This is a genomic window from Capnocytophaga sp. oral taxon 338 str. F0234 (assembly GCF_000192225.1).
Taxonomy (GTDB): Bacteria; Bacteroidota; Bacteroidia; order Flavobacteriales; family Flavobacteriaceae; genus Capnocytophaga.
Genome location: NZ_GL872413.1, coordinates 1,795,871 through 1,811,690, shown reverse-complemented (window position 1 = coordinate 1,811,690; position 15,820 = coordinate 1,795,871). Strand labels below are relative to the sequence as shown.

Here is a 15,820-nt window from a genome sequence, read left to right as displayed (position 1 = left end):
CAATTAATCATTAAATATTATAGTCCATTAAGGATTAAAAGAATTGTTAATAAGTTTTCTTTTTAAAATTTGATTAAAAAAGCATTGATAAAAAGTTTAATTTTTATTAATAAGAAATTTTGATTAGGGAATATAGGGGTGTAAGTTATTTATTAATAATATATTATACCAATTATTAGAGATAAGGATACATTCTCAAGCTAATATTCTATTAAGAAAAGAGGATAAAAGTTAATAACTTTTTCTAAAAAAAGGATGAAAAAGTTGGAAAATTAAAAAAAAGAGGAGTATTTTTGCACCCAATTTATACATTGAAATATATTGCAAGATGATAAAAATGGTTAATTTTTTACAAAGTACATTTACCAAAGTACTGACGATCACCTTATTCTTTACTTTCTTGGGGGTATATGCACAAAGCACTCCTAAGGTAGGTATCGCTAAGCTTATAGGCTGTGGTACAGGTTCCAATGCGGATAAGGCAGAAGTTGTTATAAGTGTAGATGGAAATATCTCTGATTATCAATATAATTTTGGTTCAGGCTGGGTAGGTACAAATAAGGCTTGGCTTGGAGTGGGAACTCATTCCCTTCAGGTAAGAAAGGGTACGAAAACTTATCCCTTAACAATAACTGTACCTCCTAAGGCTGTAGCGCCTAATTTTACTTCCAGGGTTATCTATAATTGTAATGGTACGGGGAATGTGAATCTTACTAATAATCAACCTAATTATCAGTATAGTTATACGTATGGAGGGGTAACTCATAGTAGTCCTTATTTTTCATCAATTCCAGTAGGAACACATAATCTTACCGTTAATTATATAGCCCCAGCTCCTTCAAATGCTAAAGAAATTATTTTTTATGATGATTTTGGAAAATATGAAGGAGGACCTAAGGCTGTGAAAAGCCCTTATGCCAATCCTAATGTTTATTTTGCTCCATTGAATGGAACCCATGAACTTAATGGAGCAATTACTCCAGGAAAGACATTAGCAACTGATTACTGTTATACAGTAGCCAGAATGATAGATGCCGATTATACTAATGCTCAAAATCATAATGTTTGGCTGTTGCCTCATGATAAGGATAAAGATCCTGATGGACGTGTTATGTACTATAATAGTATAGTACAACCAGATAAGGAGGTAATCTATAAGCGTAAGGCAACCGTTGCTCCTAATTCGCATGTGGATTTTTCTGCCTTTGTATTTAATACCGTTAAGCTATCCTCTGGGAGCAGTTATGAAAGAGCTATTCCCTCTCTTAGGCTTGAAATCTATGAAAATGAAGCAAAGGTAGCAGCGAAAGCACCTCTTTATTCATCTTATATACTGGATGTCCCAAGAGTAAAGGATGGTGGATATGATGATTGGTATCCAATTGGTGTTGCTGCCAATACAGGGAACCATACTGAACTTATTTTTGTTGTAAGGATGTTTAACCAATGGGGGTATGTTCCAGGTAATCCTAATGCTGTTGCACTAATAGGGAATGATGTAGCCTTAGATAATATCTTAGTCACACAATCTTCACAAAGTTGTCCTATCCCTCAAACAGTTCCCATCACAGTAGCAGCTAATCCTAACAATATTAATGCTACTGCTGAATATAATTGTACAACTCATAAAGGGAAAATCACAGTAACTCCAACCAATACTACTGACTATACTTATACTTATAAGTTAGATAGTGAAACAGCACAAAATTCTAATGTATTCAATAATGTATCATTAGGGGCTCATACGGTTACAGTTACATACACGGATACTGCTAAAAAAATTATCTTTAAAGAAGATTTCGGTTCAGGAAGCCCATATTTATTACCTTCTTCAGTAGTCCCTCCTCCTTTTATCTGTAAATTAGGAGGTTTAGGATATCCTGCTGACGTATTACCAGAAGGACATTACCAAGTGGCAAATGTGAATAACCTAACCCCAATGCGTAGTTGGAATTGGCTAAGCCCACAGGATCATACCTCAAATGGTGCTGATTCACAAGGTCGTTATCTTGCCTTTAACTATGGAAAGAATGCTGCAAGCCATTTCTATTTACAAGATCTAAAGGTAGAGCCTAATAAGGATATTAGGGTAGAATATTACGTATACAATATTAATAATACTGGTGTAACACAATTTCTTCCTAATATAGAAGTGTCTTTTATTAATAAAGACAATAATGCTCCTGTAAATATTAATACCTCAGGAAGTATTACTGGAAATACTAATAATAAAGATTGGAGGAAGATTACCTATACCTTTAATCCTGGTAATGCTACTCGATTACAAATGAAGTTTAAGGATACTGATAATGATGAGTCAGCTAATGACTTTGCCATTGATGATATTTTGGTATATCAGCTTCCAGATACCTGTACTAAAACTATACCAGTTACTGTTTCTAATCCGACACCTGCCCCTACACTGGCAAGTACATTTGCCTTTTGCCAGGCTGAGAACAAGAAAATATCTGATATAAAAGCAATAACGCTTACCAATAGCAATTGGTACCTTTCTGCAACAGGGGGTACTGCTTTAGCCGATAATACCCTATTGCAAACTAAGGAATATTATGTAAGCCAAACTATTAGTGGTTGTGAAAGCAGTGATCGTAAAAAAGTAACGGTAACAATTACTCCAACAGCAGTGGCTCCTACGGTGGCTGCTACACAAACCTATTGTAGTGCAGAGAACAAAAAGGTGTCTGACCTTTCTACTATTGCAGGTATTAAGTGGTATACTTCTGCAACAGGAGGTACTGCTTTACCCTCAACTACAGTATTGACTTCTCAGAAATACTATGGAGCAGTAACGGCTAATGGTTGTGAGAGTGCCCGCCGTGAAGTAACAGTAACAATTACCCCAACAGCAGCAGCCCCTGCGGTAACTGCTACACAAACCTATTGTAGTGCAGAGAACAAAAAGGTATCTGATCTTTCTAATATTACCGGTATTAAGTGGTATACTTCTGCAACAGGAGGTACCGCTTTACCCGCAACTACAGTATTGACTTCTCAGAAATACTATGGAGCAGTAACGGCTAATGGTTGTGAGAGTGCTCGTCAGGAAGTAACAGTAACAATTACCCCAACAGCAGCAGCTCCTGCGGTGGCTGCTACACAAACCTATTGTAGTGCAGAGAATAAAAAGGTATCTGACCTTTCTACTATTGCAGGTATTAAGTGGTATACTTCTGCAACAGGAGGTACAGCCTTAGCACCAACTACGGTATTGACTTCTCAGAAATACTATGGGGCAGTAACGGCTAATGGTTGTGAGAGTGCTCGTCGTGAAGTAACGGTAACTATACAAACTTCTATGATGATTACAGGGCAGCCTCATCAGGCTAATTATTATAAGGGAGCTTCTGCTGTAGCAATGTCTGTAGTTGCTACAGGGACAGGACCTTTCACCTATAAGTGGTTTGTGAATACTACCAATAGCAATACAGGAGGTACCCAAGTAGCTACTACCTCTACCTTTACACCACCTACATCAGTAGTAGGTATTAAGTATTATTATGTGGAAATAACAGGCGCTTGCGGAACAGTAAAGAGCAAAGCAACTCCTGTTATAGTAACTAATAGAGTACAGAGCGATAGCAAAACCTATACAGGACACCCTTCCACCAATAGTACTCCAACAAATGCAGGTAATATCCTAACAAATACTAAGATAAATGGAATCCCTCCTACACCAACAGAAGTAGCGATTTCTATAGATACACCGGCTACTCCACAGGGAAGTGCTCCAGTACCTAAAATCAATACTACTACAGGGGTGGTAGAGATTCCTCAAGGGACTCCTCCAGGAACTTATACTATAAGATATAAAGTATGTGATAAGGCAACTCCTGCTACTTGTGTTATTACCACCGCTACAGTAGTGGTAACTTCTAATGCCATCCAAGCGATAGATGATAATGTTAGTGTAGAGAAATCAACAACAGACCAATATGTAAAGGTAGGAGGCAATGACTTCAATGTTCTATCTAATGATAAGTTGGCAGGGGTAACAGGGATACAGCCTAGCCAAGTAGATATTCAGACAACCAATACAGTAACAGGCTTAACCATAGAGCCAGCTACTGGTAAGGTGAAAGTCTCATCAAGCGTACAAACAGGAGTTTATACCCTTAAGTATAAGATAAAAGAAAAAGGAGGAACTACTTATTCTCATGAAGCGACTGTGACTGTAGTGGTGAAGAATAAGTTAGAGGTAACCCCAGTGGTGATTCCAGGAAGTCCAACTCCTTCTACTAATAACACTCCTAAGAAAGTAGCCAATATCTTAGATGGAGTAACCCTTAATGGTCATAAGCCTAATACGAGTGAGGTAACCATTAGTGAGTCCACTCCAGCTACACCTAAGCACACAGGTGCTGCAGTGCCAAAGGTACAATCCAATGGAGATGTAGTAATTCCTAAGGGAACTCCAGATGGGACTTATACAATCAAATATAAAGTATGTGATAAAGCCCCAGGAGCGGCACAGACATGCAAGGAGGCAACAATTACTATTCATGTAGGAAAGAACCACATAAAAGCGAATGATGATGATTATAGTGCTTCTCCTATAGAAAAGAGCAATACCTCTACTTTTGTAAAGGATAGTGGAGGCAATGAAGTTAATGTCTTAAAGAATGATGAATTAACAGGCATTACCACAGGCAGCCTAACAACCAATGAAGTAGAGATTACTTCAGTGACCCCTAGTAGTGCTAATGTAACGATAGATCCTACTACAGGGAAGGTAAAGGTAGCTGCAAATACTCCAGTGGGCAACTATACGATTACTTATAAGATTAAGGAGAAAGGTACTGATAATGAATCGGCAATAGCCACTGTAAAGGTAGCCATTAAGAATAAGATAGAGATTACTCAGACTAATTTCTCTGGGAATCCTTCTGTGAATAGCACTCCTAAAGTAGTGGGTAATATCTTGAACAATACAAAAGTAGATGGTTCAAAGCCTAATGCGGGTGATGTAGTGATTACAGAAAAGGTTTCAGCACAGCCTAAGCCAGGAGGTACAGCTGTGCCACGTATTAATCCATCAACAGGAGATGTAGAAATACCACAGGGTACTGCTCCAGGGGAATATAATATTACCTACGAGGTATGTGATAAGAAAACTCCTCAGGCTTGTAAAACACAGACAACAAAAGTTACTGTATCAGGAAATACCATCCAAGCGATAGATGATGATTATACTTCCTCTCCTGTAGAAAAAGGAACAACAATAGTAAAGAATGCCTTAGGAACAGAGGTAAATATATTGAGTAATGATAAGCTTGGCAGTGTTGTAGGGCTTACTACCTCTCAAGTGGATATTACTTCAGTAACCCCTAGTAATCCTAAAGTAACGATAGATCTTACTACAGGTAAGATAATCGTAGCTGCCGATACCCCTAAAGGAGATTATACAATTACCTACAAGATTAAGGAAAAGGGCTCTTCTCATGAATCTTCAGTAGCTACTGTGAAGGTAAGGGTTATCAATAAAGTGGAAGTGCCTACTCCTAATAATTTTGCAGGAACTCCATCTACAGGGACTACCCCTAATATTATAGGAGATATTATCACCGATGGAAATGTAAAGATTAATGGTTCTACCCCTTCTATTAATGACGTTACCATTACTATAGATACACCGGCTACTCCACAAGGAGGAGCTCCAGTACCTCGTATCAATCCTACCACAGGGAAGGTAGAGATACCTCAAGGGGTACCTAATGGAAACTATACTATTACTTATACTTTATGTGATAAGGGAGCCCCTCAGACATGTAAGCAAGCTGTGGCAAAAGTAAAAGTAGGTTCCAATGCTTTAGTAGCTAATGATGATAATAAGAGCAATAATATGGCTCCTATAGAAAGGAGTACTACAGCAACCAAAGTGAAAAAAGCTGATGGTACAGTAGCAAATATCTTAACCAATGATAAAATAGGTAACAAAACTGGACTTACTTTGACCGATGTTACTATTACGCAGACTACTACCAATCCTCATATCTCTATAGACACAAGTACAGGTGAGGTAAATGTAGCGGCAAATACACCAGCAGGTGCTTATACAGTAGGTTATAAGCTTACTGATAAGCTTGATAGTGGTAATGTCTCCAATGAGGCTACGGTAACTATTATAGTGAAGAATAAGCTTGAGGTAACTTCTATTACAATACCTAATGCAACTCCTTCTACTAATAATACACCTAAAGTAATTGGAGATATCCTGGACAATACTAAAGTAAATGGCAATAAGCCTTCACCAAGTCAGGTTATTATCCGTGTAACAACTCCTGCACAGCCTTCTTCTCCAGGCGCACCAGTGCCAAGTGTGGACACTTCTACAGGTAAAATAATGATACCTAAGGGAGTAAAACCAGGTAATTATACTATTACTTATGAGGTATGTGATAAGGCAACACCTGCTGATGCGCAAACTTGTAAGACAGCCACAGCAACTATAACTGTTGCGGGCAACACTATTCAAGCCATTGATGATGACTATAGTAACAAGCATGTAGAGTATAGTGGTACTACAAAAGAAGTAACAGATGGAGGAGTCGCTGTAAATATTCTTGCTAATGATAAGTTAGCTGGACAGACAGGACTTACTGCCTCTGAAGTTACTATCACACAAGTTTCCACTACCCATACGGGAGTTACTATAGAGGTAGCTACAGGTAAGGTAAAGGTAGCGGGAAGCACACCAGCAGGTACTTATACTATTAAGTATACAATTACTGAAAAAGGAGGAACTACCGCATCTAACCAGGCGACAGTGACTGTAGTGGTAAGGAATAAAGTAGAAGTTTCTCCTAATGAATTTACGGGAGAACCTTCCAATAATGCAACTCCAAGAGTGATTGGAAATATCACAGATAATGTGAAGATTAATGGTAGCAAGCCTAATCCAAGTGATGTAACCATTACAATACCTACACCAGCAGTACCTAAAGCACCAGGAGCACCAGTACCAAGCATTAATCCATCAACAGGAGATGTGGTGATTCCGCAAGGAACTCCAGCAGGAGATTATCCTATTACTGTACAAGTATGTGATAAGGCTACTCCAGCAACTTGCACAACTCAGACAATTACAGTGAAAGTGAAACCTTCTTCTTCTCCATTCAACTTGGTAGATGATACAGTTACTTTACCTCGTGCAGGAGGCTCTATAGATGTACTAAGTAATGATAAGCTTAAGGATGGTACCCCTATTGTTCCAGCCAATGTGACAGTAACAATTGCTAACAATGGAGGACTTACAGGAGTATCTATAAATACTGATGGAAAAGTAATAATACCAAGTGGAACACCTTCAGGTAATTATGAAATTACTTATAAAGTATGTAATAGTGATGGTTGTGATACTGCTAAGGTGAAACTAACCGTTAAGAGGAACGTAATCAAAGCTATTGATGATGATTTTGGTCGTATTTCCAATGCGACAACAAATACTACATCACAAACAGTATTTACTTTAGGAGTGGATACCTTAGAGGGCAAAACAGGACCACTCTCTCCAGCTACTGATGTAATCCTTACTCCTGGTATTTCTCCTCATTCGGGTATTACTATGGGAGGTGATGGAAATATCACTGTAGCACAAGGTACACCTAGAGGTGCTTATGTCTATTCTTATACTATCTGTGAACGAGGTGTTTCCGGTAACTGTAGTACTGCTAATGCTTATTTAGAAGTAGTAGATGGTAGGATTATAGCCACTGATGATGGAGTATGGCATGTAGGAGTCACAGGGGGGCTTACACCAAGTGTATTGGATAATGATAAGTTAGGATCTCGTATTGGGCTTACTGCATCTGATGTCTCCATAGAAAAAACTACAGGTAAGCCAGCACCTGATAGTCATCTGGAAATGAATAGTGACGGACGTATTACTGTAAAACCGGGAATCGCTATAGGAACTTACATCTATTATTATACAATCATCAATAAGGCAGATCCTACAGAAACTGCTTATGCTAAGGCTACTATTGAAGTAAGTACTTATGTAGCTCAAGATGATGTATTTGATATTGATAATCCTATAAATCAGTCTGTTAATACACCAAGCGTATTGGAAAATGATGAACTTAATGGCAAAAAGAATCCTTCTCCTATCACTGATGTGATTCTGACCCCAGGTACATCAAGCAGTACAAACCTTGTAATGAATGCTGATGGAACGATTACTATAGCTCCTAATACATCAGATGGAACTTATACATATACTTATACTGTTTGTCAAAAAGCAAGTCCTACTAATTGTAAGACAGGAACCGCTACTATAAAATTACATCCTGCACTTGTGGCTAATGATGATGATTTTTCAGCAACTCCAGTCAAGAGCCTACAGCCAACAGTAGTAGGTAATGTATTGAATAATGCAGTGGGAGGTACCGATACTCTGTCAGGAAATCCAATAACGGATCCTACTTTGGTACAGATATCTTTAGCAAATAATGGAGGACTTACAGGAGTAGTGATCAATAATAATGGAGATGTTACTGTACCTCAAGGAGCAATCTCAGGTACTTATCATGTAACCTATCGTATATGTTTGGTTTCCAATCCTTCAGTATGTAAGGATGCACGAGTAACAATAGTAGTTCTTAATGATGAACCTCTTACTTTCTATAATGGTATATCTTCTAATGGAGATGGTTACAATGATGGATTTATTATTAAGAATATAGAGCTATATCCTAAGAATAATCTTAAAATATTCAACCGTTGGGGAGTATTAGTATATGAAAAAGATGGATATACGAATACAGATCCGTTTAAGGGATATTCTACAGGACGTACTACTGTAGGTAAAGATGGTAAGTTACCACAAGGCACTTATTACTATATCCTAGAATATTTAGATGTAAATAAAAATACTCAACAAAAATCAGGTTGGTTATATCTTAAAAATGAATAGTAACTGGCTTAAATAAATGTGAAGGGCGGGAGACGAAAGTCTCCCGTCTTTCATTTAATAGGAAGAAAGAGGAATTACTTTACTAAGGTTTTTTATATCTCATAAATATTTCTTACATTTGCATTAGAAAATATGCTATGATACAGTTGAAAATACTCTACCCTATGCTTGAAAAGGCATTGGAAAGGTGTTTTAGAACTTTATCAATATATCCCCCATTGGGGGATTTAGCGTCTTAATTTCATTAGTCATTAAAAATTAATCATTGTTTATTATGTCCAAGTTCTATAACGAAATTGCGGGAAAGTATGACTTTATCTTTCCACTCTCCCCAGCTCATAAGACCTTTTTTTCCAGCGAACTCCGTGGGCATACCGTCCTTGATGTAGGTGCAGCTACGGGCAACCTCACTGATCACCTACTTTCTGAAGGTTATGAGGTTACCGCCATAGACCTCAGTGAGCGACTCATTGCCAAAGCCGCCGAAAAAGGCATTACCGTACAACAGCTTAATATGCTTGCTATTGATGAGCTCTCCACCTTTGACAACATCGTTTGTATAGGCAATACACTCCCGCATCTGGATAGTAAGGCATCTGTACAGCTCTTTTTACAAAAAACTTACAGACAACTCACCCAAGGAGGTAAGCTCGTCCTGCAATTGGTCAATTTTCAGAAGTATTTTGCCCAGCAACAAGGCGATTACCTCGGTAATTTCCCCTTGATAGCCAACGATAAGGTGAAGTTTGAGCGCTATTACTACCTCAATGAGGAAGGAAAAATCCGTTTCAAGACCATTTTGGACGATACTATTAAGAATGAAGAGCTGTTGCAACCTATTTTTGCTGACCAGCTTACCCAGTGGCTCACTCAAATAGGGTTTCAAGCCATTAATCTATATGGTAATTTCAAAAAAGACCCTTTTGACAAAGAAAAATCCATGGCACTAATAATCACTGCAGATAAGTAAATTGTAGATTATGAGAATTATCAAATTAATATCCCTCATTATAGTTGTTTTGTTGTCTTCTTGTAAGCCTACCTTACCAGATTTGACAAAAAAAGATCGGATAAAACTACTCAAAAAATATGCGTTCTACTTATGTATGGAGCATAATTATAATCGAATAGACAGCACCTTTCGATTTCCGAAAGACCATATAGATGGGGTCGTATTTTTTCATTATGGGTTAGAGGGTTTAGAAAAGACAAAGGATTTCGTGACCCAAAACACACAGTTTAAATTTCCTAACGGATTATTAAAGAATGAGATGGACGATCCTAAGGCAAATCTTATTTGTTTGGATTGCTTTGATTTTTATAAAAGTAAAGAGCTCAACCGCTTTGTAAGAAAAATAGAGAAAGAACTAAGAGAATAATTTTCTTTTAGAATCACAACTATTTCCGTATCTTACAAATATTCCGTACTTTTGCGAAAAATATAATCGGTATGCAATTTATTATTTTTAGGAAAGCCTTATTTCTATTCAGCATTCTATCTTTTTTCCTATTAGGAAGTTCTTGTGATTTCTTATCTAAGAAAAAGGATGCTAATGTGATTGATACCAATGAACCTGTTACTTCAACAACAGATGAAGAATCAATTACCTCAGTAACAGAAGAATATCCGACTGATTTCCCAGAACAAGGAAATAAAATGGAAGATTTTGTGCCTAAACATTGGTCTGCTATTATGAAAGTAGACGGAGATTTAAACAAAGATAACTTAACAGATATAGCCTTTATTGTAGAACAAGAGAATCCTGAAAATATAATCGTTACAGAATATAATGATACATTGAATACTAACCCCAGGGCTCTTTTGGTACTATTCAAACAGGAAAATGGTACTTACAAATTAGTGGCTAAAAATGATAAAGGTTTTATAGAGCCCCCAAGAACTGAAGAAGATCCTTCTCTATTAGATCCATTGGGGGAAGGTGATATAAATATAAAAAACAATACCTTACGATTGAAATTTCAGTATTTTTATTCAGCAGGTTCTTGGTCTATAACCAATGTAGAATACGTGTTCAGGTACCAAAACAGCCATTTTGAACTTATTGGAGTGGAAACCAATAGCTTCCATAGGGCTACAGGAGAGGAAACTATAGTGAGTTTTAATCTGAGCACTAACAAGTTGGAAATTACTACAGGGGGCAATGTGTTTGGAGAGAATGAGGATAATCCTAAAAAAATAACCAAAACTTTTATGTATAATCCAAAACCTATTTTGGATAATATGGAAGCAAATGCTTACTTGAAAATCTTGTATGACAAAAACGAATAATAAAACAATACATTATGGCACAATTAGGAATATTATCTGCCTTAAACAAGTAACTCAACGTTATATTTATAGTAAATATTTAATTTAATCATTTATCATTAAACATTAATCATTAACAATGTTATCAGTATCCAATTTATCCGTACAATTCGGCAAGCGCGTCCTCTTCGATGAGGTAAACGTAACCTTTACACAAGGCAACTGCTACGGCATCATCGGTGCCAATGGAGCAGGCAAATCTACCTTCCTAAAAATCCTTTCTGGCAAGCAAGAACCTACTTCGGGACGTGTGATCCTCGAACCGGGCAAGCGTATGTCGGTGCTTGAGCAAGACCACTACGCTTATGACGACTATACTGTGCTCGACACCGTGATTATGGGCAACAAAATCCTCTCCAAAGTTAAAAAAGAGATGGACGACCTCTATGCCGACTATTCCGATGAGCACGCCGAACGCATCGGTGAGCTACAAATACAGTTCGATGAGATGAACGGCTGGAATGCCGAGAGTGATGCGGCTGCTTTGCTCTCCAATTTGGGCATTACCGAAGATATGCACTACACTCTAATGTCCGAAATGGACGGCAAGCTCAAAGTGCGGGTACTTTTGGCGCAAGCCCTCTTCGGTAACCCCGATGTACTCATAATGGACGAGCCTACGAACGACCTCGACTTCGAGACTATCAGCTGGCTGGAGAACTTTTTGGCAAACTATGACAATACGGTGATTGTAGTCTCTCACGACCGACACTTCCTCGATGCTGTTTGTACCCATATCTCCGATATAGACTTCGGAAAAATCAATCATTATTCGGGTAACTATACTTTCTGGTACGAAAGTAGTCAGTTAGCTGCCCGTCAGCGTGCGCAACAGAACAAAAAGGCAGAAGAGAAAGCCAAAGAATTGCAGGAATTTATTGCGCGCTTTAGTGCCAACGTGGCAAAATCAAAGCAGGCGACCTCTCGTAAGAAGATGTTGGAGAAACTCAATATTGAGGAAATCAAACCGTCCTCTCGTCGTTACCCTGCTATCATTTTCGAGCGTGACCGCGAGGCTGGCGACCAAATCCTACACGTGGAAAACCTCGCTGCATCTGTCGACGGACAGGTATTGTTTAAGAATGTAGACATTAACCTTGCCAAAGACGACAAAGTAGCCGTGATTTCTAAAGATTCGCGTGCCACTACTGCCTTTTATGAAATTCTCAACGGCAATCTCAAGCCCGATGCGGGTACTTTTGCGTGGGGGATTACCACCTCGCAGTCTTACCTGCCCGTGGATAACTCCGATTTCTTCACTCAAGACCTTTCTTTGGTGGATTGGTTACGCCAATGGGCAAAAACAGAGGAAGAACGCGAGGAAGTATACGTGCGCGGGTTCTTGGGCAAGATGCTTTTTAGTGGCGAGGAAGCCCTCAAAAACTGTAAAGTGCTCTCAGGAGGCGAGAAAGTGCGCTGTATGCTCAGCCGTATGATGATGTTGCGCGCCAATGTGCTAATGCTCAACGAACCTACCAACCACTTGGATTTGGAGAGCATCACCGCCTTCAACAACTCGCTGAAAAACTTCAAAGGCACCGTGCTTTTTACCACCCACGACCACGAATTTTCGCAAACCGTCGCCAATCGTATCATCGAGCTCACCCCTAGTGGCATTATCGACCGCTATATGACCTTTGATGAGTATATGGACGACAAAAATATTCAGGAATTGAGGGAAAAGATGTACAAACAATGATTAACGGTTAATGATGAATGGTTAATCACAGCACTTTGGCAAAGTTCATTGTATAAAAAAAGTGATTAAAATGAACTTTGCCAGAGTTTTTGTAAAAATCTAAAAAAGTAAATAGTTTTGGTTAGATAAAAGAAGAAAAAAAGTATAATAATCAATAAAACCAAGTATAAGATGAATTTAAATCAGTGTGTCTCAATAACTAATTCGATAGAAGAATTATTATCTCTGGATATTGATAGAACAATAGCTAATTTCTACGAAAATGAGCAAAATATAAGTAAAAAACAGATTGATCAATTGAATATTGGAGATTTTATTTCTTTAACAAAAAAAGTTTTAAAGCAAATAAGTAAGGAGATTAACTCACCTGATGGATTTATTTTGCCATATAATTATAATGTACCTGATGTAGGACAATCTAATTTACATCAAGTTATAAATGATTTAAAATCATATATAGTCAATAATCAATTATCAAGTGCTGAAAAATTTTTATTTTGGCTTATTCAATATGCCTTACAAAACGGTTTTTATGATAAATCAAAATACAAATCTTACCCTCTTGAAGAAATAGATTTTTCAGAAAGAAATGATAAACTATCTCTATTAGAAACTAATTTGAATAACCTAAAAAAATATTATGATGAATTATTAGAAAATATTAAATCTACCACCGAGGAAATTAATAGTTATTATTCTCAAAAACAAACAGAATTAAGAGGAATAGAAGCTAATCTTACTAGCTCAAGAAATGATGCTAAAGAAATAGCAGATTTACTTAGTGATTCGAATGTAAATAAAGCCAAAATAGATAGTATATTAGAACAAGTTGAAAAGGAAAAAGAGAGAATAGAAAACCTTAACAAAGAATCAAAAACTACATTAACTGGTCTTAAAGATAGTTATACAGAATTATTAGAACAACTTGAAGAAAAAAATAAACTTTATAAGTCTCAAAATGATGAATTTGAAAAGCGTCTTTCTTTTGTAAAGGATAAAGAAGATTATTTTGAGGAAAGAAATGAATATTTAGATGCTCTTATAGGAAGAGAAGTAGGAGCTTCATTATTTGAAACATTCAAACAACGAAAAACAGAACTAAATCGACCTCTTAACTTTTGGAAATGGGCAGTAGCTATTATAGGGGGATTAACTTTTATTATTGTAATAGCTATTTTTACTAATATTTTTGGTTGGTTAGGTGAAATACCTAAAACATATTCTTGGGAAATAATAGTTGTAAATTTCATAAAAACTATTCCTTTCTTTTTCCTATTATATTATACAATTGCTCAATATAATAAAGAAAGAAACTATCAAGAAGAGTATGCTTTCAAATCTGCTACTGCTTTAACAATAAAAGCTTATGCTGATATTTTAAAAACAGAAGAGAATAAAGATCAATTAATTCTTCGATCAGTATATAATGTCTATAGAAATCCTATTTCAGGAAATAAAAATATGTCTCATAAAGATGTAAATGGTATAAGTGATTTATTAGGAGAGGTAGTTGATAAAGCCACTGACACTTTTGTAAGGAAAAAATAGTGTATTTATTTTAAAAAATCCAACATCACCCCTAAACATTGCAATATTAACTCAGTAGTACCCAATATCACCCCCATAGAACGCAATATTAACTCCGTAGAAACCAAAATCAAGTCCGTAGGATACAATATAAAGTCCGTAGGACACGATATAAACTAGAAATTTACTAAAATTATTTGTTTAACCATAAAAAAAGACAAGAAAATGGCTACAAGATTTATTTCATTCGAAAAATTCAAGAATTATTCCTTCATTTTTGAGAATATTTCCAAAAATGATGTCCTGAAAAAGGAATTAGCTGAGTACGGCTATGGCGATAAGGAAATCGCACAAGGCAAAGCCCTATACGATACCGCCGCCCAGATGTACGAAACCAACAAGCGCGAGACCTCTGAGGAAGCTCTCGCCTATAACGAGTTCTCAAAAAAGCTCGAAGCCTTCAAAAACGTTTACGCTACCGACCGCAAGAAGGCTAAAATCATCTACAAAGAGGAGCCTAAAATCCTTATTGCCCTTCATATCAAGGGAGTGGCGCCTTTGCGTACCAATAAGCTCCTTGAAGACATCGAGGCGTTCTACAAAGAGCTCAAAGCCAAACCCGATTTGCTCACCCCGCTCAACAAACTCAAAATCACCGCTGAGCATATCGAAACCCAGCTCACCGCCCTTGCCGATGTGAAGCAAGCCGAAGCCACTTACGTCCTCGAAAGAGGTGAAAGTCAGCAGGCTACTAAGGACAAAGATGCCGCTTTTGCCGCCTTCGAGAAGTGGGTACGTGAGTTTTATGCCATCGCTAAAATCGCTTTGGAAGACAAACCCCAACTTTTAGAGAGTATCGGCAAGTTTGTAAGAAGTTAAAGAGAATTTATTAAAAACTATTTAAATACAAAAAAAATGAAAATAATAGGAATTAGTGTACGCACTACGAATCAGAACGGACAGGCGATGCAAGACATCGGGAACCTTTGGCAACGCTTTTTTAGCGAGCAACTTTTGGCAAAAATACCCAATAAGGTAAGCGACGCCATTTACAGCATCTACACCGATTACCAAAAGGACTATACCGAGCCTTATACTTGTATAATAGGAGTAGAAGTTACCACGTTCAGCACGATTCCCAACGGCTTAGAAGGTAGGGAATTCCCTGAACAAACTTTTGAAAAGTTTGTAGACAAAGGCACAATGCCTCAAGCAGTAGGGGCGATGTGGCAACATATCTGGGACAACGACGCCACGCTCAATCGCACTTATATATACGACTATGAGCGCTACACGGAGAAGTCTCAGCAAGGTGATACCTCCGAAGTAGATA

General features: G+C 37.5%; 8 protein-coding genes. All 8 read left to right on the top strand.

Features of this window, described 5'->3' with window-relative positions; translation table 11 throughout:
- Positions 1–337: 337 nt before the first annotated feature.
- A complete protein-coding gene (locus HMPREF9071_RS08200; protein WP_162859674.1) occupies positions 338–8,932 on the top strand; it encodes a gliding motility-associated C-terminal domain-containing protein in 8,595 nt (2,864 codons plus the stop codon).
- Between the two features lie 274 nt (positions 8,933–9,206).
- Complete coding sequence (locus HMPREF9071_RS08195) at positions 9,207–9,902, top strand: bifunctional 2-polyprenyl-6-hydroxyphenol methylase/3-demethylubiquinol 3-O-methyltransferase UbiG (RefSeq protein ID WP_009746144.1); 696 nt, start codon at positions 9,207–9,209, stop codon at positions 9,900–9,902.
- A gap of 10 nt (positions 9,903–9,912) precedes the next feature.
- A complete protein-coding gene (locus tag HMPREF9071_RS08190) occupies positions 9,913–10,311 on the top strand; it encodes a hypothetical protein (protein ID WP_009746143.1) in 399 nt (132 codons plus the stop codon).
- A gap of 71 nt (positions 10,312–10,382) precedes the next feature.
- Positions 10,383–11,222 carry a hypothetical protein gene (locus tag HMPREF9071_RS08185; RefSeq protein ID WP_009746142.1) on the top strand — a complete coding sequence of 280 codons (840 nt, stop codon included), beginning with the start codon at positions 10,383–10,385 and terminating at the stop codon, positions 11,220–11,222.
- 118 nt (positions 11,223–11,340) lie between these two features.
- Positions 11,341–12,960 (top strand): ABC-F family ATP-binding cassette domain-containing protein, encoded by a 1,620-nt coding sequence (locus tag HMPREF9071_RS08180; protein WP_009746141.1) that lies wholly within the window; start codon positions 11,341–11,343, stop codon positions 12,958–12,960.
- Positions 12,961–13,131: 171 nt separating this feature from the next.
- Positions 13,132–14,508 (top strand): hypothetical protein, encoded by a 1,377-nt coding sequence (locus HMPREF9071_RS08175; protein WP_009746140.1) that lies wholly within the window; start codon positions 13,132–13,134, stop codon positions 14,506–14,508.
- 204 nt (positions 14,509–14,712) lie between these two features.
- The gene (locus HMPREF9071_RS08170) at positions 14,713–15,366 is read left to right on the top strand and encodes a hypothetical protein (RefSeq protein WP_009746139.1); all 654 of its coding nucleotides are present in this window, start codon (positions 14,713–14,715) and stop codon (positions 15,364–15,366) included.
- 36 nt (positions 15,367–15,402) lie between these two features.
- Positions 15,403–15,820, top strand: a 418-nt coding sequence (locus HMPREF9071_RS08165; RefSeq protein WP_009746138.1) for a GyrI-like domain-containing protein, incomplete at its 3' end; no start/stop codon positions are given.

Bases quoted from the DNA above. Each gene is read 5' to 3' on its own strand.
- HMPREF9071_RS08200 (WP_162859674.1), top strand. From the start codon at position 338: ATGGTTAATTTTTTACAAAGTACATTTACCAAAGTACTGACGATCACC.
- HMPREF9071_RS08195 (WP_009746144.1), top strand. From the start codon at position 9,207: ATGTCCAAGTTCTATAACGAAATTGCGGGAAAGTATGACTTTATCTTT.
- HMPREF9071_RS08190 (WP_009746143.1), top strand. From the start codon at position 9,913: ATGAGAATTATCAAATTAATATCCCTCATTATAGTTGTTTTGTTGTCT.
- HMPREF9071_RS08185 (WP_009746142.1), top strand. From the start codon at position 10,383: ATGCAATTTATTATTTTTAGGAAAGCCTTATTTCTATTCAGCATTCTA.
- HMPREF9071_RS08180 (WP_009746141.1), top strand. From the start codon at position 11,341: ATGTTATCAGTATCCAATTTATCCGTACAATTCGGCAAGCGCGTCCTC.
- HMPREF9071_RS08175 (WP_009746140.1), top strand. From the start codon at position 13,132: ATGAATTTAAATCAGTGTGTCTCAATAACTAATTCGATAGAAGAATTA.
- HMPREF9071_RS08170 (WP_009746139.1), top strand. From the start codon at position 14,713: ATGGCTACAAGATTTATTTCATTCGAAAAATTCAAGAATTATTCCTTC.